The 21,560-nt window shown below is 52.2% G+C and carries 17 protein-coding genes; 10 read left to right on the top strand and 7 right to left on the bottom strand.

Going from position 1 to position 21,560, the window contains the following annotated elements; genetic code table 11:
• Positions 1 to 614: 614 nt before the first annotated feature.
• The 3 genes from CSTAT_RS12665 to CSTAT_RS12655 all read right to left on the bottom strand — a co-directional run bounded on the left by CSTAT_RS12665 (position 615) and on the right by CSTAT_RS12655 (position 7,102).
• Positions 615 to 3,419, bottom strand: a complete 2,805-nt coding sequence (locus CSTAT_RS12665; RefSeq protein WP_075723696.1) for a DUF4365 domain-containing protein — start codon at positions 3,417 to 3,419, stop codon at positions 615 to 617.
• Between the two features lie 348 nt (positions 3,420 to 3,767).
• Positions 3,768 to 5,552: a type ISP restriction/modification enzyme gene (locus CSTAT_RS12660; RefSeq protein WP_156845136.1), complete on the bottom strand. Its 1,785-nt coding sequence runs from the start codon at positions 5,550 to 5,552 to the stop codon at positions 3,768 to 3,770.
• Positions 5,498 to 7,102, bottom strand: coding sequence for an N-6 DNA methylase (locus CSTAT_RS12655; protein ID WP_075723694.1), 1,605 nt, complete (start codon positions 7,100 to 7,102; stop codon positions 5,498 to 5,500). Before CSTAT_RS12655 ends, CSTAT_RS12660 begins: the two co-directional genes overlap by 55 nt.
• 154 nt (positions 7,103 to 7,256) lie before the next feature.
• On the opposite strand from CSTAT_RS12655, the gene CSTAT_RS12650 reads away from it, so the two are divergent.
• The 5 genes from CSTAT_RS12650 to CSTAT_RS12630 all read left to right on the top strand — a co-directional run bounded on the left by CSTAT_RS12650 (position 7,257) and on the right by CSTAT_RS12630 (position 10,792).
• The gene (locus tag CSTAT_RS12650) at positions 7,257 to 7,859 is read left to right on the top strand and encodes an MFS transporter (protein ID WP_156845135.1); all 603 of its coding nucleotides are present in this window, start codon (positions 7,257 to 7,259) and stop codon (positions 7,857 to 7,859) included.
• Positions 7,860 to 8,159: 300 nt separating this feature from the next.
• Positions 8,160 to 8,480, top strand: a complete 321-nt coding sequence (locus CSTAT_RS12645; protein ID WP_156845134.1) for a hypothetical protein — start codon at positions 8,160 to 8,162, stop codon at positions 8,478 to 8,480.
• A 148-nt stretch (positions 8,481 to 8,628) separates the two neighbouring features.
• Positions 8,629 to 9,459 (top strand): TIGR04255 family protein, encoded by an 831-nt coding sequence (locus tag CSTAT_RS12640; RefSeq protein WP_075723691.1) that lies wholly within the window; start codon positions 8,629 to 8,631, stop codon positions 9,457 to 9,459.
• The gene (locus CSTAT_RS12635; RefSeq protein WP_083640873.1) at positions 9,449 to 10,075 is read left to right on the top strand and encodes a hypothetical protein; all 627 of its coding nucleotides are present in this window, start codon (positions 9,449 to 9,451) and stop codon (positions 10,073 to 10,075) included. The genes CSTAT_RS12640 and CSTAT_RS12635 overlap by 11 nt, the downstream gene beginning before the upstream one ends.
• 3 nt (positions 10,076 to 10,078) lie before the next feature.
• A complete protein-coding gene (locus tag CSTAT_RS12630; protein ID WP_156845133.1) occupies positions 10,079 to 10,792 on the top strand; it encodes a hypothetical protein in 714 nt (237 codons plus the stop codon).
• Between the two features lie 77 nt (positions 10,793 to 10,869).
• Here CSTAT_RS12630 and catC read toward each other — a convergent pair whose 3' ends face one another.
• The 3 genes from catC to catA all read right to left on the bottom strand — a co-directional run bounded on the left by catC (position 10,870) and on the right by catA (position 13,299).
• Positions 10,870 to 11,163: a muconolactone Delta-isomerase gene (gene catC, locus CSTAT_RS12625; RefSeq protein ID WP_075723689.1), complete on the bottom strand. Its 294-nt coding sequence runs from the start codon at positions 11,161 to 11,163 to the stop codon at positions 10,870 to 10,872.
• Positions 11,164 to 11,213: 50 nt separating this feature from the next.
• Positions 11,214 to 12,335, bottom strand: a complete 1,122-nt coding sequence (locus CSTAT_RS12620) for a muconate/chloromuconate family cycloisomerase (RefSeq protein WP_075723688.1) — start codon at positions 12,333 to 12,335, stop codon at positions 11,214 to 11,216.
• A gap of 100 nt (positions 12,336 to 12,435) precedes the next feature.
• Complete coding sequence (gene catA / locus CSTAT_RS12615; protein ID WP_075723687.1) at positions 12,436 to 13,299, bottom strand: catechol 1,2-dioxygenase; 864 nt, start codon at positions 13,297 to 13,299, stop codon at positions 12,436 to 12,438.
• 523 nt (positions 13,300 to 13,822) lie between these two features.
• On the opposite strand from catA, the gene benA reads away from it, so the two are divergent.
• From benA to CSTAT_RS12590, 5 genes are all read left to right on the top strand, one after another.
• Positions 13,823 to 15,340 carry a benzoate 1,2-dioxygenase large subunit gene (benA, locus tag CSTAT_RS12610; RefSeq protein ID WP_075723686.1) on the top strand — a complete coding sequence of 506 codons (1,518 nt, stop codon included), beginning with the start codon at positions 13,823 to 13,825 and terminating at the stop codon, positions 15,338 to 15,340.
• A gap of 72 nt (positions 15,341 to 15,412) precedes the next feature.
• Positions 15,413 to 15,925, top strand: a complete 513-nt coding sequence (gene benB, locus CSTAT_RS12605) for a benzoate 1,2-dioxygenase small subunit (RefSeq protein ID WP_369831096.1) — start codon at positions 15,413 to 15,415, stop codon at positions 15,923 to 15,925.
• Between the two features lie 30 nt (positions 15,926 to 15,955).
• Entirely contained in the window at positions 15,956 to 17,050 is a 1,095-nt protein-coding gene (gene benC, locus CSTAT_RS12600; protein WP_211273017.1) for a benzoate 1,2-dioxygenase electron transfer component BenC, read from the top strand.
• Positions 17,051 to 17,902 carry a 1,6-dihydroxycyclohexa-2,4-diene-1-carboxylate dehydrogenase gene (locus tag CSTAT_RS12595; RefSeq protein WP_075723684.1) on the top strand — a complete coding sequence of 284 codons (852 nt, stop codon included), beginning with the start codon at positions 17,051 to 17,053 and terminating at the stop codon, positions 17,900 to 17,902. It abuts the gene before it with no gap.
• Between the two features lie 140 nt (positions 17,903 to 18,042).
• Complete coding sequence (locus CSTAT_RS12590) at positions 18,043 to 20,718, top strand: helix-turn-helix transcriptional regulator (protein ID WP_169833267.1); 2,676 nt, start codon at positions 18,043 to 18,045, stop codon at positions 20,716 to 20,718.
• Between the two features lie 66 nt (positions 20,719 to 20,784).
• Here CSTAT_RS12590 and pcaD read toward each other — a convergent pair whose 3' ends face one another.
• Positions 20,785 to 21,558 (bottom strand): 3-oxoadipate enol-lactonase, encoded by a 774-nt coding sequence (pcaD, locus tag CSTAT_RS12585; RefSeq protein ID WP_075723682.1) that lies wholly within the window; start codon positions 21,556 to 21,558, stop codon positions 20,785 to 20,787.
• Between the last annotated feature and the right edge of the window lie 2 nt (positions 21,559 to 21,560).

The following is a 21,560-nucleotide window of genomic DNA, read 5'->3' as shown; positions in this document are numbered from 1 at the left end:
TAGAAAAGCCCGAGCATCCTGCATTTTACGTGCAGTGATACTCGGGCTTTAATGCGTTTTTACCTCTGTCGGGGGGAAGTGAGAAAGGTTATTTCGATGTCTGTACTCGGGTCGCAGTTTCATTCAGGGGTGTTGGTTTCCGCACTCCGAGGCGCGTGATTCTCCCAGTTTTAGGAATCATTACTGCCTTCTTTTATTGGAATAATGACTTCAGTGCAGCGATAATTCTGTCTTTCGTCCTGTTTGTCATCGGAGCTTTTGATATTGCGGTTGACGCGGACAATCAGAGATAGAAAACCTCCGCTTTGTGGATTTCGGTCAAGACCATTCCATTGGCCGATATCCAGGAGATTGAATTACTCGATGACACTGTGTTCCCGGAGCGAGCTGCATTGGAAATAAACATTGCTAATGGAGATGGTCTTACCACTCAGGACCAGCGACAATGCGCATAATTGCGCATAGCGGCGGGCCCATTCGCGTTACTGTTGATAATCCAGAAGCTCTTTTCAAGCTAGTGAGCCGCAGGATGTCTAATCTGACTGAAAACTCCCAATTAGAATCGCCGTTGTAGATTAGTGGGAAATAGAAAGCAGTCGGATTCCTGTGCGGGTTTATTTAGTGTCTTGTGCTCCTAGTTCCCGCCTACCTATCTCGATTCTGGCTCGCTCGCGGAGCCTTAGAAACTGGGATTGTGATATTTCTGCCAACACTCCATTTCGGCGGAAGCGATCTGTCTCGTCAAAGAGAACAGCACGCAACATAGCTGCTTCAGTCTCCAGTGGTTGCCGTTCCCTCGCTGCGTTCAAGAGCTCCCGTGAGTTATCTGAATCTGAATTGTTCATCCAATGCCGAATTGCGATATTTACTGCGGTTCTCCGTATCTCTGGCGTCTCACTTGCAATAAAGATGGCGAGTGTTTCCGGAGAAAGTTTTTCTAGCTCGTCGCTCAAGAGCAATCCTTCTTGGATGTCAAAGCGATTTCCGGTAAACATTTGACCTTGTCGCAATGGGCTAAACTGCTCTTCATTCAATCGGAAATATAAATGAGCAGCTTTTGCGCGTATTTGATTTTGGTGGACGCTGGGTAAGAAAAAGTCATCGATTGAAAAGTTCATCCAGCCAGTTGCTATCTGGGAAAATCGGTCCCTCAATGAATTAGGGATGTGGTTTATATCGTCAATTAGGGTGTCAATTAGGCTGGTTGTGTCTTCTGCTCTCATGAAATTCGGCTCGGCAAAGGACACGACCGTGTCCCATTTAGCGGTTTCTGGGAACATGATTGACAGACGGCAAAGCTCCGCAGCAGCTGAGTACGTTCGTGTTACACCAGCACCCTTCATGCTTTCATCAATATCAGATTTCACAAGCTTTTCGAGCTCCGTGATTACTCCTTGGAAAGACTCCTTCGGAAATGACTCATCGGGACCTACTGAAAGATATGCTGAAACATCGCCGGTTTGCATGCGGTTCTTAAGATCATCGCGAGTTTCGATATCTCGGTCCCAGAATATACTCTCTATTGTGTGGCGAAAAGTATGGTCGCATTCGGTACGAGCCTTCGTGATTTTTGTGATGTCAGTTGGGGACCATTCATCTGGGTTTATAACTCGCAAGAGTGTTGAATAGTGTCTTCCAGCCATTCCACCTTCAACCGGAAGCTGACGAAGTAGATGCTCACGAAGAAGATTCTGAGTCTTAGTATCAGAACATGGATAAAGATCAGCCAGCAGCTTCTGAATGCCGAAAGATGTTCCAGCAAGGCTATCGAGACGTGTCAGTGTCGGATAATCAGATTCGATCTCATCGCAGGCCCAGCGAGCGAGGTTTGAAGCCTCCTTCTGATCGAGATAATCAGCTGCTTCACCAACTAACGCAAGATCAGTTGTCACTGAGGAAACAGTCATCTTATTTGGATCGAATTCGCGGACGAACTGTACTAACGGATCATGTACTCCATGCTCGAGCGAAAGCAAAAAGAACTGGCGCAATTCATTAGCGGGCAGACATTGTCTTGCCCAGCGAGCTGATGCTTCGATCATGGCTTTGCCGCCATAGGTGACTACTAAGTGGAAAATTAATAGGCGTGTTGTGTAGCGCCATTGACTAAAATCACCGAAAAATCCTCTCACCAGGCTTGCTGCCCGAAGTGTTATATAGCTTATGTCATTAGCGCCAAATGAAATTGAACGATCGTGTAATTCTCGTTTTGCTGCGAGGGTAAGATTTTGCGCCAGTCCGCGGTTTTCTAACTGTGCCACCCAAAGATAGGCCTGGTTGTCCATGGTGTTTAATGCCTCTTTTAAATCCACGGGCTCTCCGTAAATACGATTGTGGACGGAAAGTAGCGCACTGACCGTCGTCGCCATTAGAGCGCGTATGGTGGGATCTGGTCGTGTCCATGTACATAGAGCGAACACCGCCTCCCAGCACTTTCTTGATTCAATATGGTTCCCAAGTTCCGCTTCAACGCCTGCGTAATGTGCAAGCAGCCAGGCGAGATCCCCGTCAGAGAAGTCCCGTGGCGAGAAGAGTGCAGTTTTTAACACCGATTTTGCATCTACATATTGTCCGGCTTCGCGGTAAGCAACGGATCGGCAAATCGCTAGCCCAGCAGCCTGGTCATTCGGTATGTTTTGATCTTCGAGCTTATGCAAGTCTTCAGTGTCGGCACTCTCAAACATATTCTTGACTGCATGGTAAATTCCCCCTAGCAATTGAGTTGCTTCTTGATTATTTTCGATTAACCACTTTTCACCTCGATTTCCGTGCCTCGCTATTAATCCGGTGCGTCCACACAATATGCTCGCAATGGCCTCTAGATAGTCGTCGGGTGCTCTTCCTTCGTTTTCGTGGGGAGCAAGTAGTCGTGGCGTCAGGAATGCTGCTCGTAGCTGATCCTCTTCGCGCAGTCTGCTTTTTCCTCCCCACGCCGTCCCTTCCCAATTAGACTTCTTACTTCCTGAGACCCCGTAGTGCAAAATCTTATCTTTGCTGTGCTGTTCTAACGTTTGGTGAGCGGGGATTAATATCTTCCACTCTTTCCCAGTTGAGATAGTAGTTTCTGGGGTTATCTTCTCCCAGTATGCGATCTCTTTTTCTGCGTTGACGATTACTATGATGTGAGGACAATAGTGCTCAACCCAATAGTCGCGGTGTTTTGTATCTACTCGGAAAACCCACCCTGTCTCCCCGTCCTTGGCATATGGCTCTGAGAAGAAATATGATCCTGTTTTGACTTGTACTCCGAGAATCGCTCCGGTCTCTACTCTTTGCTCGTCACGAATCTGTACGAGAAGATCTGTCCCATTGTCATGTTGACCGATGGGCACTGGCCCCCATTGCATTTTCTCGAACTGATACTTGGTGAATGTTTCACCAGTAGCCCCGATTTGCTGACTGCTATGAACTTGCATCATTGCTCTCCGTCCAGATTGCACCCTTGCCAATGTAATCAATGTACATGCCTACGTTTTGGTTCCCGGAATAAAATGTCAGACCTTCGATGTTTCGCGGAGGTTGAACGGTTTCGGACGCAGGGCTTAGCGATGAAAAGATCGTCGCGCTTACCGAAAGCAAGACCGTGGTCAAGAAGATTTACGTACTTGGTCGCCTGACAACCTCGTCGTGAAGTAGGGAAGTACTGGGTGGCTAGAACCTGGCGTTAGACGGCGTCCCTGTGTGCCGTCCATGGTAGTAAAATCGCACTGTACGTTTGCCCGCAAGCCCCGTCAAACCCCCCCCGGCTGCGGGGCTTGCCCATTTAACTACCCCTCTAGGGTCAGCTCACCAGGCTTTTTCTTCGCTGGTGCCTTCCTTTCCACATCAGTAGGAACGCCCAGTGTAGATGGTGAAATTATTTTCCCTGTCACTACTTTGTCTATTAGCTCAGCACCGAGTGACTCCGCGTTGACCATGAACTCTAACTGCCACAACAGTTCTAAAAGCTCGCCATCATGTTGCCAAGTGTCGGCCTGGATTTTATCGAGTGGGGAAGAGGATTTACCGGCAGGTGTTTTCATCCGGTAGCCCAACCAGGAACCGACAACACTCATGCCGGATACCTCGAAGTTAGCAACGGCAGGGGATACGTTATCGAACCTGCCACCGCCAACAAACAGCTGCTGACTGTCCGCATCGTACGACCAAGACTCCGGGTAATCACTTTCTGGGGCGGGTACAGCAATCGTTGCCGCACCTCTAAAACGCTGACCAACCGGCTGGCCGAACTGGTTTAGTTTTGCTCCGCGCTCGCCCCAGGTTTGTTCAAAGATGATGCTGCGGCCAAAATCGACCACCTCAGCAAACAGGTCAGCATCGGCAGTAAACGGGACATGCGCGACTGATTCCGCAAGTTCATCCGCAAACCGCTCAGTATAGGCAGACGTTCCCAACAAGCCCACCACGTAGGCAGCAATCTCAAACGGTTCAACCTCACGGCCATAAGCATCATTTAATGCCGCACGCAGGCTGGCAGAAATATTCGGCTGCGACGTGCCCGCGCTGCGATACAGCGGGTGCACACTTTTCGCACCAAAAGACCCACGAAAGAAGTCCATGTCTGGGACATAAGGACTCAACGTCACAGCAGGGCCATCACCCAACGTCGTAGATGTAAGCGTCACCAAAAACAGCTGGTCATCACTACAGCTATCCCACAGTTGCGGGCGAGGGCGGTCATTTATTCTGCTATCGGGGAGAGTATATTGCCGGTCAAAACTACGATATCCATAACGAACTGGTGCAAGCATATGGCAGTCCTGAATCAGCGCATCAACGGGCAGCAACGACAGCAGATTTTCCCCTTTCGCTTCTAAATGCTTTTGACTTGTCTGGCGAAACAGCACTGCCATCTCTTCCCTACTTGGAGCTTCCTGCAAGCGCTTCCAACGCTTTTCCAGCACGTCAATTGAAGCACCAATAGGCCATTTCCTCTTGAATTGAACTCCCGAATGGCTCCATGGAAATACGAGGTCGAGTGGAACCCCATCAGATAGTGCCGCCGCGCTAGAAGGTACGAATTTGTCTGTCCAGTCTCCGTTGGAAAGCTGAGTCCATTTATCATCGCTTTCTGGAACATCTACCTCGCCAACAGCACTCAGCTTCTCCAATTCTGTTCCGTATATGCGCTGGTAATAAACCTTTGCTTGCTGTTTCATGCGGTCGGTATGGCGTTTAGGTTTGCCGGTTGATGTGTTGGGGTGTTGGATTCCAACAAAAATCGCTACAGGCGTTCGGATATTAAAGACGTTTTCTTCCGGGCGCGCACCTCGTCCCTCGCCACCCAAGTCAATGATCCATACTTCGTCGAACACACGCCGCATGTATTCCCGCATCCCAGCAAAGCCTGGGCCGCGTAGATAGGAAGAACTGGTGATGTAGCTGACTACGCCGGTTTCATTTTTGCGCTGTTCGCACGCTTTCCAGATAGCCCAGCGTATGAAGTAAACGTAGGAATTGTAGAGGTTTTTAGCTTGCCCACCCAGCCCCCGCACTTTTAATGGCTCAATGAAGTCATCAAGCAGAGGTCGATTACCGTTGTTTTCTTCCAAGATGACGTTTTTGTATGAGGTTGACCCAGCTCCGAGGGTTTTCGAGCGGGAGCCGCGATCATAAGGGGGGTTCCCAGGAGCACTTTTATTGGTGTTCGCTCATTTTTAACAAGCCCTGCACGGCGGTTTTCTTCGTTGATATCCTCCATAACTTCCCAGAGGGATATTTGTTGGTTGTCGCCGGAAACATCTCCTGGGTCAGTCAATGCGTTCGTAAGGAATACTTGCACACCGTCTTTACCTAACTCAATGCCGGTATCTTCCAGCATTTGCGTCAAACGCATGTGGGCCACTGCGTACGGCCCCATTAGTAGCTCAAAAGCATAGAGACGCTTAGCAAGACTACGCGCTGCATCTTGTTTCGATGCCGCATTTTCTATGACGTGACGTGCAACTTCAAGAGGATAGGTGGCTGTGCCGGTCGCATTATCAAGTATCGTAGTTGCTTCATCCCCCAGCCCATCTGGGCGACCAAACCGAGTTTTCAGCACCTCGTCCAACAGTCGAACCTGCGTTTTCACTACCTCAACAGGGGTGTAATAGACACCTGCATCGGCGCGCATTTTCGGGTCATAGGCTGCGAGGAAGTGTTCATAGAAGTACAGCCAGGGGTCTGCTTCGGAAGTAAACTTCTCCGTATCCACCGCACCAATCGTCGCTTCCAACAGCGCAACCGGCCCCTCAACCAGTTCGCGGTTGCGTTCCTGCGACATCAGCTCCAACACCGCGCCGATAAGCCTGTGGCCGTTGCGTTTTAGGCCAGGGGTTATGTCTTTTGCGTGGAACTTGGTGGAATCGACGTCAGATTCAATACGTGCCAGCAGCAGGGCGTAGGTAAAGGTTTGGGCGAAACTGTCCGCAAAGTCTTCCTTGGTTGCACCCGGCATGAGGTCTTGTTTCCAACTGGCATAGAGCTTGTCTAAGGCATCTTCGGTGCTATCGGTAATGACTTCGATAACCGAGTCGCGCAGCAGGCGCGTTAGCGGTGCGAGCTGGGTTGCCAGTCCTTTAGGAGTCGAGGGCGAGGTAGGCCGCCATGATAAGAACTGGTCTAGCAGGTTCGATAAGTGTTGTACCTGGTCTTCGGGCAGTTCATTGTCTTTATCCGGGGTCAAAATAACGTGAGCGATAGGCCGATCAGACCCATGACGCAGCAGAGTCCATTCCCAACCGTTGGTGTAAATCAGGTTGGTGTGGTTTTCTAGCCGTTCCCACTGCTTCTTATCGTGCTTAGACCAACCTGCATGGCGATAAGGGTTGGCAGATTTACCTGGCGCTTTTAGCTCAATATGGCCTACCAGTCGGCCGTAGCCGTCTTTTATCCCGAGGTCTAGGCGCACGCCTTGTACGTTGTCGCCTGCAACCTGGCGATGTTCGGTAATGACGTTGATTTTGCGGGTGCGTTGTTTTCCTAGTTCCGTGAAGAATGTGGAGATAGGAGTTTTTAGCTGGTCTTCCGGGCTGGTGCGTTTATCACGTTCTAGCTCCCGATCAATGTTGTGCAGGGAAGACGCTAGGGATGCGCAGGCGATAGAAAATAAGGAAGTCACGGAGGTTAGTTTACGGTACCAATCTGCGTTTTCTCTGAAATTCGAGGCGCAGCCAGTCCTGTGCCCACCTCAGTTCGGGTGAGAAATGACTATGGAAAGATAGTTCATTACCAAAGAACCGTATGAAGTCGCTGAAGTTTCGAGCTATGCCCAGTTGACGAGAGTTCCTGGCTATCAACGCCTGGTGGGCGCGATGGCGCTCAATCAGACTGGGTATGCAATGGCGGCGGTTGTTGTTCCACTGCTCATCTTTGACGTAACCGGAAACCCGACGCTCATCGGTCTGGTTTCGAGGTTAGGAACTGGAGCTTTAGTCCTTCTTAGTCTGCTGTCTGGGGCAGTGAATGACCGTTTGCATGCTTCGCGGGTTTTGCGCGTTGTGGCATTGACCCAAGCGATAGTCTGGTTCGTGATCGCAGGATTGCTAACTTTCGGCGGTTCTTCAATCTGGTTAATTGCCGTTCTCGTCATTTTTACTGCAGCACTCGGTGCATTTGATATGCCAAGTGAGGAGAGCCGGATCAGACAGATCGTGGCACCGAATGACTTGGGTAGTGCCAATGCGGTTGCTCATGGATGTGAATCCGCCGCTGAGGTTCTCGGCGGGCCTTTCGCCGGTTTTCTTTCTGCTTTCGGTCCGCAGGTTGCCGTAATCGTGCAAGGTGTTGCCCATGGCCTAGCTAGCATTTTGGTTCCTTCCAAGACATTGGTTTCCCGCAATTGTGCAAGCACCGAAGAAGATGGTGAGAACTCTTGATCCATCATCAGGGCAGCTGTAGATGGGTTTCGGTTAGTATCTAGTCACTCTGGGTTACGCGGAATTACTATGATGCCGGCGGTTGCCAATATTCCCATGTCGGCTTTCATTCTGTTGCTAATTCAGTCTTTCCAAGCTTCCGGAAGCAGCGCTTTCATTATCGGGTGAACCTCAGCGAGCTTTGGTCTCGGAGTTATCGTTGGGTCCTTCTTTGCTGGAGTTTTAACTTAGAGAATCCCTCTTGGCCGTCTTGGCTCATTAGCCCTGGCGTTTTTTAGCGGCGGACTCCTCCTGTTGACCGTGGCCAATCATAATGTCGTTGCAACCATTGTCGTGTTGTTTATCGACGGATTGCCTTTGGCGTCCTTCAATTCAGTGATCGGTGCCTATACAGTTGCAGTGACACCGGAAAGCAAGATGGGTGCTGTGACCACGGCTTCTACTGCGCCCGGTATTTTTCTTATGCGAATGGGCATCTTCTTTGCTGGCTTTGGATTCGACCAGTGGGGCGTTACCAGCAGCATGGCGATACTGACTGTAGTAGCCGTGGTGGCTACTGTGCTGATTTTTCTGTGTGCTCCTCTGCGGGATACCCCGCTACTTACAGACCTTGTTGAGTGAGGAGCTTGAATTGAACAATTGGCACTAATAACCAACCTGATGCGGAATTGAAATTTGTTAATTTGCGAACAAGTTACCGCATTCAACTAGCCGAAATAGCAGCGAATTTCGGTAACACTTTTGGTTCTCTTTAAGTTACACTTGCAGTATGGAAACTAAAAACGTATACCCAAATGCCCCAATTGTGCTGGTTGCGTTGGAAATCGATTTAGAGACTGATGAAGCCCTCACCCTGCAGGCAGTCAATCTAATTTCGGGTCGCCTCAAAAATCGGCTTCCTGAGCGTGCCGAGCTTCCTGGTTACAGTGTTTCTTTCAATGTGGCAGAGGAAGCCGAACCTGACCTAGATAAAGTAGTTTCTTGGAGATGGTCGAGCAGGGATAAAAGAACGCATTTTTCAATCCGGCAAGCTCCTCATCCTGTAGATCGGGGGATCGATGTCTCGTTGTCTTTCGAATTGACTGATTATGCTGGGTATGAAAATCTTCGCGAATTAGTAAAGAATTCGGTAGCCGCCGTTATGGAAACTTTAAGCGTTCGTGTGGTTAACCGAGTGGGACTAAGGTACTTGGATGAAATTCGTGTCCCGTCACCATCTGAAGGTGATTCAATCGTGTGGTCCGATTGGGTGAAAGACAGCCTGGTTCGAGAAATAGACGAAGTTTCTTCATTGATCTTGGACGGAGGTGTCAAGCAAAATTCGGTAGCCTATCAAATCGCCGAAGATACCTTTCTTCATATGAGATATGGAGCCTTAGAAGGATTTGCGTTCACCGGTTCTGATGATTTTCGTCGTGAGCTTCCTACCCCGGGCCCCTTTTTTCTACTTGATCTAGCTATTGAGAAAACGGTTGGAACAAATTCCGATCTGGACTCTCTACTAGAGATTATTGATAGGGCACATGAACCTATACGAGAAATATTTGAATTGTTGATCACGGATAAGCTACGTCAGGAGGTTCTGAATAATGAATACTAGACAACAAGCCCAAGAGCGTCCTGGAGATATTTTCGGGTCGAAAGAAATTGATTTGTTCGGGCAGGTTCGAGGTCAAACTGAAGATGCAGGATTTCTTCGTGCGCGTGCAAAGGCAGTCAACAGTGATGCAGAGAAGTTACACTCTGATTCTCAGGTTAGGGAGTGGCGTGTACTCGGCTCAGAAAAAGCGAAGAAACCAGCGTTAGAATTGTTATCGTCTCTGTCTGAATTGGGCTTTGCGTGGCGTCATATCGCACAGCTAACTGGAGTTTCTGTTCCGGCGGTTCGGAAGTGGCGTAAGGGGCAAAAAGTGTCGGCAGATAGTCGTCGGGATTTGGCATCTGTGAATGCTGCAGTCGAAATTGTTCAGGAAAATTATCTTGTCGCGGATGTGGCCTCTTGGTTTGAAATGCCGATACTTGATGAGGTTCCAATTACCCCGATCGACCTTTACTCTACGAAGCGAGTTGATTTGGTATTTGAAGCTGCAAGTGGACATGCTGACCCTGAAGACATTCTGACAAAATTTGATGAGAATTGGCGCGAAAAGTTTCGTTCACCGTTTGAGGTTTTCGAAGCGGAAGATGGATTCTTTTCGATTCGAGCTAAAGGATAAGAAGTGTCGGCAAGATTGGCTTCGCCCTACAATAATGGAACCTTACGCTCTTCAAGTCTTTATCTCGCTCAAGGAGATGAAATAGTCTCCGGTCGACCTTTTTTGACTGGGGATGTTTTTAAAGAGGTTCAACTAGAACCAGGTTCCACAAAGCGGCCTCGAATGATTATGGTTTTGCAGCATCCCTGTTCAATGCGGCGTGATGGTATTAAGCTCCGCTCAAAGTTGCTGGTGGCTCGATTAGATAAAGTCAAAAGTTGGTCAGAAGCGGACTGGCAAGCCAACTATGGGTATATGGCACTTCCAGGCTTGGAAGTAGAGGCTCCTGAAGGAAAAGTATGGGCTGTTAATTTTAACGAGCTGTATACGGTGTCTCCAGATCAGTTCACTAGACGGGCGTCAATTTTATCAAACCTAGGGATTAATATTCTCTTGCAGCGCTGGGTACATTTTTCCTCTCGAGTCTTAGTGCCGACCACCGACTTTCAAGTAGCGACTGAGCCATTTTTTGAAGAGACCGAGCTCATCGAAAGCTGGTGTGAAGAGTTTAATGCTGAGTCATCTGAGGAAGTCGAAATTGCATCACGCGATTGCTTGAATTGGCTACGTGAAAAATCAGGGGCACAACCTTCACGTCAAGATAGGCTGAAGATTCCTGAAGAAAGATCGAGCGTCCGTAGAGAAATGAACCAGTACATTCGGGACTTTAGGGAGTAAATATACTGGGCATCACTGTAAATAAGTGACAGTAATGCCCAGTATCCTTTTGACTTCGGTGCTTTAGCTCCAAGAATTTAATCGCGCAGGTAGTACTTCAGTGCGTTAGGGTGCTTGGCTAGTGGCGTGATTTTCACGTCCATGTACTTGAACATGGGGAAGCCGCTGAGGATAGTGTGCAGCTCATCGTGGTCATCAACGTCGAAGATGGAGTAGTTGGCGTACTCGCCGACGACGCGCCAGATGGCGCGCATGATGCCTTTTTCCTGCAGGTTGCCGGAGTATTCCTTCTCGCGGGCCTGGAAGTCAGCGGTTTGTTCAGGGGTGAGTGAATCGGGGAAATTTACATCCATGCGTGCCAAAAACAGCATTTTTCTCCTTGTTACATCGTTGGTTGTCTCTTTTTGCGGAAGTTGCTTGACTATTTTCGCGTGAACTTGTTGATCTGGTCCCAGTCAGGGTTCAAGCCGGTGCCGGGGCCTTCGGGGACGAAGACCTTACCGTCGCGGTACTCGATGTCATTTTCGACGTAGGTTTCCTTCAGCAGCATGGGGCCGAAGAGCTCGGTGCCGTAGGTGACCGCTGGGGTGGAGGCGCAGAAGTGTAGGGAAGCGGCGGTGCCGAAAGGTCCTTCCAGGGAGGTGGCGCCGTGGCAGGCGAGACCAGCGGTCTCAGCGATGGCGGCGGTCTTCTTGGATGCGAGTAGGCCACCGAGCTTGGTGGTCTTGATAGCGACGACGTCGGCGGCTTGCTTCTTGACCACCGCGAGGGCGTCGGCGGGGGAGCAGACGGACTCATCGGCCATAACAGGAACGCCAATGCGCTGGGTAATCTCGCGGAGGGTATCCAAGTCATCAGCAGGCGTTGGTTGCTCAAAGAGCTCTACGCCAGCCTCAGCGAGTTTTGGCAAGAAGCGCAGGGAAGTCAGGCGGTCCCAGCGGGCATTGATGTCGATGCGGAAGGAGACGCGGCCGTCGAGGGCATCGACAAGCTCTGCGATGCGAGAAACGTCCGTTGCTGGATCGCCAGAACCCATCTTGAGCTTGAAAGACTTGTGCCCATGTGAAGTAATACGCTCTTCGACCTCAGCGACAGCCTCCTCAAGCGGTAGTACGCCGAGGGCCCAGGTGCAGTCGAGGCTATCGCGGAACTTGCCGCCGAGCAGGTCAGCGAGGGGGATGTTAAGGGAACGAGCGTAGGCATCGAAAAGAGCGATCTCTAACCCGGCCTTGGCAAAGCGCATGTTAGCAACGTGGCGTTCCCAACCGTGCACGATGCCGGAAATCTCCGAAGCCTTGCGGCCAATGGTGGCCGGTGCCAGGTACTTTTCGACGATGGCCTGCATGGTCTCAACCGTCTCCCCGCCCCACCAAGCGCCACCTGGTACGACACCCTCGCCGAATCCCGTGGACCCGTCCGACAGCTTGACCTGTACGAGCAAAATAGGCTGCTCATTGGCGGTAAACGTCGCGAACCCGTGCGGACGGATAAGTGGAACATCTAAGATTCGGGTTTCAATAGCTTCAATAATGGGTGCTGACATGTAATTATGCGTCCTTTCATGACTAAAGCCTCGTATCCCACATTAGCCGTGGCGGCCATTGTGAACACGAGGCGATAGAGGGTTTATCTAGCGAAGGGGATTAGTCTTCCCTATCCAGCGCGAATGGGTAAACAACCTTGTTGGAACCATCTGCCTGTGGTTGAGGATCCAGAACCAGCTCAGGCTTAACTGCGGAAGCAACGTCATCCTGCAGGTGCTCATCACCAACGAAGTACAGCTGAGTGGTGATGGTGCGGTAGCCAGGGTGCTTGATGCGCAGGTGCAGGTGCGCTGGGCGCCATGGGTGGCCATCGTAGGAATCAATGAACCAGCCAGTTGGGCCATCGTGAGGAATGCGGTAAGGAGCAGGCTGCAAGGTCTTGATGTTGTAGTTGCCCTCTTCATCGGTCACGATGGTGCCGCGCAGGTTCCACTCTGGGATGTTTGGTGCGAACTGGGAGTAGTAGCCCTCCTCATCTGCGTGCCACAGCTCAACGGTAGCGCCGCCGAGGCCATTGCCGTCGATGTCGGTGACCTGGCCGGTGAAGTACAGTGCCTGTGCTTCGCGGTCCTTATCACGCATTGGCATCTCGCACTCAGCTGGCAGCTTCGGAGCGTTGTCAACGTAGTAAGGGCCCTCAATGGAACCCTGGGTGCCGGTGTAGCCCTTGCGGTCGTAGTTAGCCTTTTCCACAACGTGCTCGTAGAAGACGTCCAGCCACAGTGGCCACTCGCCGTTTTCGCCGACCTGAATCATCCACCACTTAACTACTTCGTACTCGTCGTAGGTGATCTGGTGCTTCAAGGTGATTTCTTCAAAAGCCTTGAAGAGATCCTTATAGATGGCTGCTGCGCGCTCCGGGGAAGTATCCGCGTGCGGTGCGCGGGTCTTCTTAAACTTGTCCGTTGCTGCAGTGCCGGATGCTTGTGCTGTTGCGGTTTCTGTTGCCGTATCCAAAGCCATGGGAAAGCCTCCTTGTATAGACTTCACTTCCTTGCGGTAATGAAGCTAAATGTATGTGTGGGAAGTGCAGCGAGTTGCACATCGGTGCGGGGGTGATGCTCCACAGTATCTCCCGCGGTGTCGTCGAAAAATTACTTGTGATGTACCCTGCTTGCCACTTAATACTGTGGCCTAGCGCATGGCCTAAGTCAATCGAATTTCATCACGTAAAAACTTTATCCGAGAGATAGGTCCTGCTTTTTAAAGTAAAACTGCAGCTAGTCAAGATTAAATGTTGCAAAGTGCGACTAGCGAACGCCAAGACCCTACTAAACCCTAGGATCGTACCTAGTGTTCCATCTCCCCAAGCTCCGTATGGTGAGTCCTACATCACGGATCGTGACTGCGTGAGATGCAACAGGAAATGCATCTTTCATGAATCGGTGAAAACACAATTCGCACACCTGAAATTGGGTGTGAATCTGCGGGATATCCCGTGGAGACGATGTAAGTCCCCAAGGCTAAAATTCAAAGGAGCGTACACATGTCTGTACAAGCGCGCCGTAATTCGGTTGATGAAACACTGGAAAACGCACTGGACTACCGTCCTGAAGAAGGCGTTGTTCGCGTCAACCGCAAGGTGTTTACCGACCAGGAACTTTTTGACCTGGAAATGCGCTACATCTTCGAAGGCAACTGGATCTTCCTCGCGCACGAATCGCAGATTCCGAATGTTGGCGACTACTACACCACCAACATCGGCCGTCAGCCAATCATGATCACTCGTTCCAAAGACGGCGAGCTCAACGCACTGATCAATGCATGTTCCCACCGCGGTGCGATGCTGTGCCGCCGCAAGACCGATAACCGCACCACGATCACTTGCCCTTTCCACGGCTGGACCTTCTCCAATGATGGCCGCCTGCTCAAGGTCAAGGACGAAGAAACTGGCGGATACCCAGAAAACTTCCGCAAGGACGGCAGCCACGACCTGCGCCGTGTTCCACGCTTTGAAAGCTACCGCGGTTTCCTCTTTGGCTCTTTGAACCCAGACGTAGTTGACCTGGAAGAACACTTGGGTGATTCACGTGCTGTCTTGGACATGCTCATTGACCAGTCCCCAGAAGGTTTGGAAGTCCTGCGTGGCTCTTCCACCTACACCTATGACGGTAACTGGAAGCTGCAGGCAGAAAACGGTGCTGACGGCTACCACGTTTCTTCCACCCATTGGAACTACGCGGCAACCACTTCCCGTCGTGACTCCGGTGAGTCCAAGAATGAAACCCGCGCGATGAGTGCTGGTGAGTGGGGCAACCAGGGTGGGGGCTACTTCTCCTTCCCGAATGGCCACCTCATGCTGTGGAGCCAATGGGCAAACCCAGAAGACCGCCCAGTGTATGACCGCCTGAGCGAACTAAAAGAACTGCACGGTGAAGAGCGCGCAAACTTCATGGTGGGCGCATCCCGCAACCTGTGCCTCTACCCAAATGTCTACATCATGGACCAGTTCTCCACTCAGATCCGACGCCTCGAGCCAATCTCTGTGGATAAGACCAAGGTGACCATTTACTGCATCGCGCCCAAGGGGGAGTCCGCAGAGTCCCGAGCTAACCGCATCCGTCAATACGAAGACTTCTTCAACGCGACCGGCATGGCTACTCCAGATGACCTGGAAGAGTTCCGTTCTTGTCAGAAGACCTACCTGGCTACCTCGTTCCCATGGAATGACATGACCCGTGGTCTTCACCAGCAGCAAAGTGGTCCTAATGAGTTGGCGCAGAAGCTGCAGCTCAACGAGGTTCTTTCCTCTGGTGCACGTACCGAAGACGAAGGTCTGTACCCAATCCAGCACGGCTACTGGGAAGACGTCATGCGCGCTGCGGTCAAGATGGATGCTTCTGTCAACAAGGACCTCTTCGATGAGAAGGCTGCAACTGAATCCGCGCGTGAGTATGCGCTTGCCGCTGCCGCACGCAAGGAAGCCGCTGAAGCAGCAGCCGCAGAAAAGGCTGCCTCCGGACAGGGCGCACCACGTCGTTCGCGCCGCTCCCGTCGTCGATAAGCAACTGCACGCCGGCACTTTTCATACAGATTCTTTTTCTCAACCTTCTATATAAGGAGAGGTCTACCCACCATGTCGCAAGCACTAATGACCCAAGAAATCACCCGCACGGAAGTAGAAGACTTCCTCTACTACCAGGCCAGATTGCTCGATGACCGCCACTTTGAAGAGTGGATCGAATGCTTCACCGAGGATGCCGAGTACTGGATGCCCGCGTGGGACGATGACGGTGAACTCACCGAAGACCCACAGTCTGAAATCTCGCTCATCTACTACCCGAACCGCGCAGGCCTGGAAGACCGCATCTTCCGCATCCGCACCGAGCGTTCCTCTGCAACCTCTTTGCCAGACCCACGCACTGGTCACAACATCACCAACGTGGAAATCCTGGAGCGTCGCGAGAACGAAGTAGACATCCGCTTTAACTGGACTAACTACTACTACCGCTACGAGACCACCGATAACTACTTCGGTACTACGTTTGCCACCTTGGACCTTTCCACTGGCAAGCCACTGTTTAAGAAGCAGCGCATCATCTTGCGCAATGACTTCATCCACCACATCGTCGATGTCTACATGGTCTAAATCCGTACATACTTAAAGGAGGACATGATTATGTCTACCCAAACCGAGCACAAGATTGCACTCGCCTTCGAAGACGGAATCACCAAGTTCATTCCGTGTGGAGAAGACCAGACCGTTGCAGATGCGGCCTACCAGTCCAAGATCAACATTCCTTTTGACTGCCGTGACGGCGCCTGCGGTACCTGTAAGGCTTTCTGTGAATCTGGCGACTTCGACGAAGGTGACTTCGTAGATGATGCCATGACCCAGGACGAGCTGGACAACGGCTTCTGCCTGCCATGTCAGGCCAAGCCCCGCTCCGACATGGTCTTGCAGATTCGCACCACCTCCGTGCTGGCCAAGACTGGACCCGAAACTTTCAACGCAACCGTCACCAAAGTCGGCCCGCTGTCGGACACGGTCTTTGAGCTGGAACTAGAAGTAGAAGACCGTGAGCGTCTGAGCTTCCTGCCAGGTCAATACGTCAATATCACCGTTCCTGGTTCAGAAGAGACCCGTTCCTACTCCTTCGCCACCGGTCCGCAGGAAGACAAGATTGCCTTCCTGATCAAAAACACTCCGAATGGTTTGATGACCAACTGGCTTAAGGACGTAGCTCAGGTCGGCGACAAGCTGGAATTTGAAGGCCCTATGGGTTCCTTCTTCCTGCGTGAGCCGCTGCAGCCAGTGCTTTTACTCGCTGGCGGTACGGGCTTGGCACCAGTGATGTCGATTATGGAATCTCTCGCAAACGATGAGCTTCTCGATGTCCCAGTGCGTCTTATCTACGGCGCCAACACCAGCGAAGACCTAGTGCGCTTGGAGGAAATCGCTGCGTACAAGGACCGCATCGATGACTTCGACTTCTTCACGGTACTTTCCCAGGAAGAAGGACACGAGCGCTGTGGCTTTGTCACTGACCACATGGATTCGACTGAGCACCTCGCTGAAGGCGAGGCCGATTCTTACCTGTGTGGCCCACCGCCAATGGTGGAAGCAGTACGCAAGTACTTCGACGGCCATGACACCCCGCCGCTGAATTTCTACTACGAGAAGTTCAACGCTAACCAGCAGCCTGGTGCCGCTGAGACCGGTGAGAAGGTTGCGGAAAAGACTGAAGAGGTCGCAGTAAAGGTCGGTGTGTAGATGACGATGCCAGTTGGCGGAGCCGCCGATGAACAAGGAATTTTCACCCCGCAGCGCTTCAAAGACCAGGTTGTCATCGTCACGGGTGCTGCCCAGGGCATCGGCTTTGCAGTAGCCCAGCGTATTGCGCGCGAAGACGGCACGGTGGTCTTAGTAGACCGTGCGGACTTGGTGCATGAGAAAGCGCAAGAGCTTCTCGATGCCGGCGTGGGCGAGGTGTATTCCACCACCGCTGACCTAGAAACCTTTGCTGGTGCGCAGTCCGCCGTGGACTTCGCGCTAGAGAAGGCCGGGCGCGTCGATGTCCTTATTAATAACGTCGGCGGCACTATCTGGGCAAAACCTTATGAGCACTACACGCCGGAGGAGATTGAGAAGGAAATCAACCGTTCTCTCTTCCCCACTCTGTGGATGTGCCGGGCGGTTCTACCCGCTTTGATTGGAAATTCTTCGAAGGAAGATTCTCGCTCCGAGCAGGGTGTTATTGTCAACGTGTCATCGACAGCCACTGGCGGAATCAACCGCGTGCCTTATGCAGCAGCCAAGGGCGGAGTCAACGCGATTGTTTCGGCACTCGCGCACGAAGCAGCGCACCACAACGTGCGCGTTGTTGCCGCAGCGCCTGGCGGCACGCTGGCTCCAGCACGCGCGGTACAACGTGGGCCATTGCCGGATGATGAGCAGGAAAAGGCATGGTACCAGCAAATTGTTGACCAGACCGTGGATTCATCCTTGATGAAGCGTTACGGCACCTTGGATGAGCAAACCGCACCTATCTGCTTCTTGGCATCAAAGGAAGCAAGCTATATTACCGGTTCTGTGCTTCCGGTTTCCGGCGGTGATCAGGGCTAAGACCTACTGATGGTCTAAACACTCTTCCAGGTCCATTCCGAGTACAGAAAGTAGACAGGCTGCACGAGCTTCTATCAGTGAAGCTTAGGCAGCCTGTCATTTTGCATATGACGACGGCTTTTTCTTCTAAAATGACTTCAATGGCCACTAATAAATCGCAGCGCGGCGGAATTGATCTGTCGTTATTGGCCCGTCCCGAGATCCAAAAGGTGATGTCGGAGATTAATAACTTAAGCCCAGGTATCGGCCAAATTTTAGCTATCCATGGTGATTCTGGGACAGGTAAGTCTTCGCTGGCACGTTCTCTTCTGCGCAATCTTCGTGGGTGGTCGGCCTATTCAATGTCAGCTACCTCGGACATGAGCACTGAGGAAGTTATCAACCGCATTAACTTGGTGCTCACGGAATCTGACCGCGATGATGCACAGCCTATGAGTGATGATCCATTGGTTGCGATGGTGGGCGTGGTGGATGCGCCTTTTGCATCCACGCTGGTACACATTGATGATGCGCACTTGTTGCAAGCATCTACGGTGGAGGCCATCGGGGCTGCGCTGAGCACGTTAGAAGATGGGCGCTTTATCGTCTTTCTTACCGGGGCATCGAACGCGCCTTACTTGGCGTACGCAGACAGTATTGTGCAACTAACCCCCATGAAGGTAGAGGAAGTTCAAACCTTTGCCTTGTCAGATGTCGGTGCGCGCATCCCGATGGAATTGGCCGAGCGTATCCAATCCATGTCGGGTGGATACTTGGGCAAGGTTCATGAATTACTAACGGCTTTGCCTGCTGATTCGTGGAATAACCGCAATGTCACTGTTAAAGTACCGCAGCAATGGATTAAAAGGTGGGAGGAAAAATCACAGGGGCTTAGCAAAGAAACCCTGTTAGTACTCCAAGCCATGTCATGTGTGGATGAACCAGCCACGTTGGATCTCATCGAGCACATGGTGGGCACCGAAGACGTGGACTGGGCCATTGAAGCAGCTATCGATGCTGGAATCCTTACCGTAGCCCCCGGGGTATTTCCACCGGTGCTGGAATTTGGCGCGGTGGAAGACAAATCCACGGTTGGCGGGCTCGTGGGCCCGGCACGCCGCCGTGCTTTTCACAAAGGCGCGCACAAGTTCTATGCCGCCCGCGGAAATCGGGCACAAGCACTAGTGCACCGCGCGCGAAGCCTTAACAGTTACGATGAAAATGTTTCCACCGAGCTTGCAAAAACTGCCGATAGCCTGGGCAGCGCGGGGCGCTGGAAAGAGGCGGCGGAGTTTTATCGATTAGCTTCTGAATTGGCTGCCACTGAAGCCCAACAACGCCAATATGAGCTCAACCAGATGGAAGCCTTAGTTTCTTCGTCCAATATCCGTGCCGTAGCGCATCGTGCCCGCACTTTGGATACCCGAGCGCCGAATATGTGGCGCGATTCTTTGTTGGGGTACTTGGCTATCCACCAAGGACGGCGCAACGAAGCCATGGCACGGTTTAGCAACGCAGATTTAGATAAAAGCGCCCCCGATGCCGTACGCGCGCAGCTAGCTGGGTATAAAGCTTTGGCGGAAATTGCTAACTGGAATCTGCAGGGCGTTCTTGAAGCCGCAGAAGAAGCGGTGAAATGGGGCGGACCTGAATCAGAGCCAGCCTTGTCCGCAAGCTATATCGCCAACGTCGCGAAAGTAGCTCTGACCGGAGCAAATGTTGACATGCCGGTGATGCCAGGGGAGTCCAAAGTGCTAGCTCAGCGCCGCCACATGGTCGTGGGATGGGTCAAGCTGGCTAACGACGATCCGGTTTCTGCCCGCCAGGAACTCCAGCAGCTGCCGCGCGAAGAAGGCGCTACCCGTATTGATTTGTGGCAGATTGCGTGGCTTGCGCGCGCGGAGTTCTTACTCGGAGAGTGGGATGATGCACTCGCTACGGTGGAAAAGGGACTGTTCCAATCCGATCACTTCGGGATTGACCTACTTGATCCGTTATTACTGTGGACTGGTGCAATCATTTCGCAACTGCGGGGTGATTATTCCATCGCCGCGGACTATCGAAATCGTTTGATCATCAGCAACGATGCCTTTGTCATTCAGCAAGTTCCCGCTGCGATCACGCGCGTGGTCACAGGCCTGCGGGAAAACCAGATGGTTGATGCCATCCGTGCAACAGACCAGCTCATCGCGTTGGATAAGAAACAATCTATTAGCCAGCCCGGATTTTGGCCATGGCGCGACTTAGCAGTTCACGTGCTACTAAAAACCAAGCGCCTGGAAGAAGCAGATGAGCTTCTCAGCGTTGCAGAAGAAGATGCTAACCGCGTAAATAATCTGGGTCTCCAAGCACGCCTGGTCGCTGAGCGTGCCCATCAAGCGTTGGTGTTGGGTGAGGCTGACCGTGGGGTAAAACTGTATGAAGAAGCCATCGACATGATGGCTAATACCCACATGCGACCCTATCAGGGCAGAACACTTTTTGCCTTTGGCCAGGCGCTACGCAGGCTGGGTCGACGCCGGCATGCGGATACCTACTTAGCTCGCGCCGCAGAGGTTTATCAATCCATGGGCGCGCATGCGTATGTAGAGAAGATCAACCGCGAGCGCCGCGCCGGAGGGTTGGGTCCGCGGCAAAATTCGGTGTCTTCGTTAACGACGCAGGAATTAGAAGTCGCCCATCACGCCGCCAGCGGGTTGACCAACAAGGAAATCGCCGCGCAGCTCTTCCTTTCACCCAAGACCGTGGAGTTTCACCTCACGCGTATCTACCGCAAGCTGCGCATCCGCACCCGCACCGAACTCCCAGCGGCACTCGCGCAAGCCCTTCGTGAATAGGCGTTAAAAAAGAGAAAGTCTGCAGGCGCGTTGTCCTGCAGACTTTCTCTCACTAATGATGAGGCTTTAGCGCGTAAAGTGCGCGCGCAGGGCGTCGGTGACTTCCTGCGGTGCCTCGATGGTGGGCACGTGCGCGCCGGGCTTGATTTCCACGTAAGTGGATTCGCCGCTGACTGCTTCGCCGATACCTTTGAGCACTTCAGGTGGGGTAGAAGGGTCATCGGCGCCAGCTAGAACCAGCACGGGAACAGAAATCTTCGGGAGTTCATCCGCAAAGTCCCAGTCGGCCAAAGCTTCAGAGCAGGACGCGTAGCCTTCAGCCGGGGTGGTGGCAATCATCTCGCGGTAGAACGCGGTCGATGCTGGGTTGTCAGCAACCCAGCCTTCGGAGAACCAGCGGGCCACGACGGCATCGGCAAGCGCGGCGGTGGAATCTGCACGCACGGTCCGCGCGCGCTCATGCCAGGATTCAGGAGTGCCAAATTTCGGTGCCGTGCACAAAAAGGCTGCCGAGGTGACCTTCGGATCATTAGCCGCGAGGTACTGCGCAACCGCGCCGCCGAGGGAAAGGCCAGCTACGCCGTAGGTGTCAACGCCCAGCTTTTCGATGGTTTCTTGCACGTCACTTGCCAGATCCGCAATGGAGGCAGGACCCTCAATAACAGGAGACTGGCCGTGGCCGCGATGGTCGACGGCGATGACGCGGAAGACATCGGAAAGCGCATCGAGCTGCGGCAACCACATATCAATTGTGGAGCCAATCGACCCGATGAACACCAAGGTGCCCTGTGGAGTCTCCGCCTTGCGTGGTCCGTATTCAACAAAGTGCAACTGTGTCATGT

Source organism: Corynebacterium stationis (assembly GCF_001941345.1).
Taxonomy (GTDB): Bacteria; Actinomycetota; Actinomycetes; order Mycobacteriales; family Mycobacteriaceae; genus Corynebacterium; species Corynebacterium stationis.
This window is presented reverse-complemented; position numbering and strand designations above follow the sequence as displayed.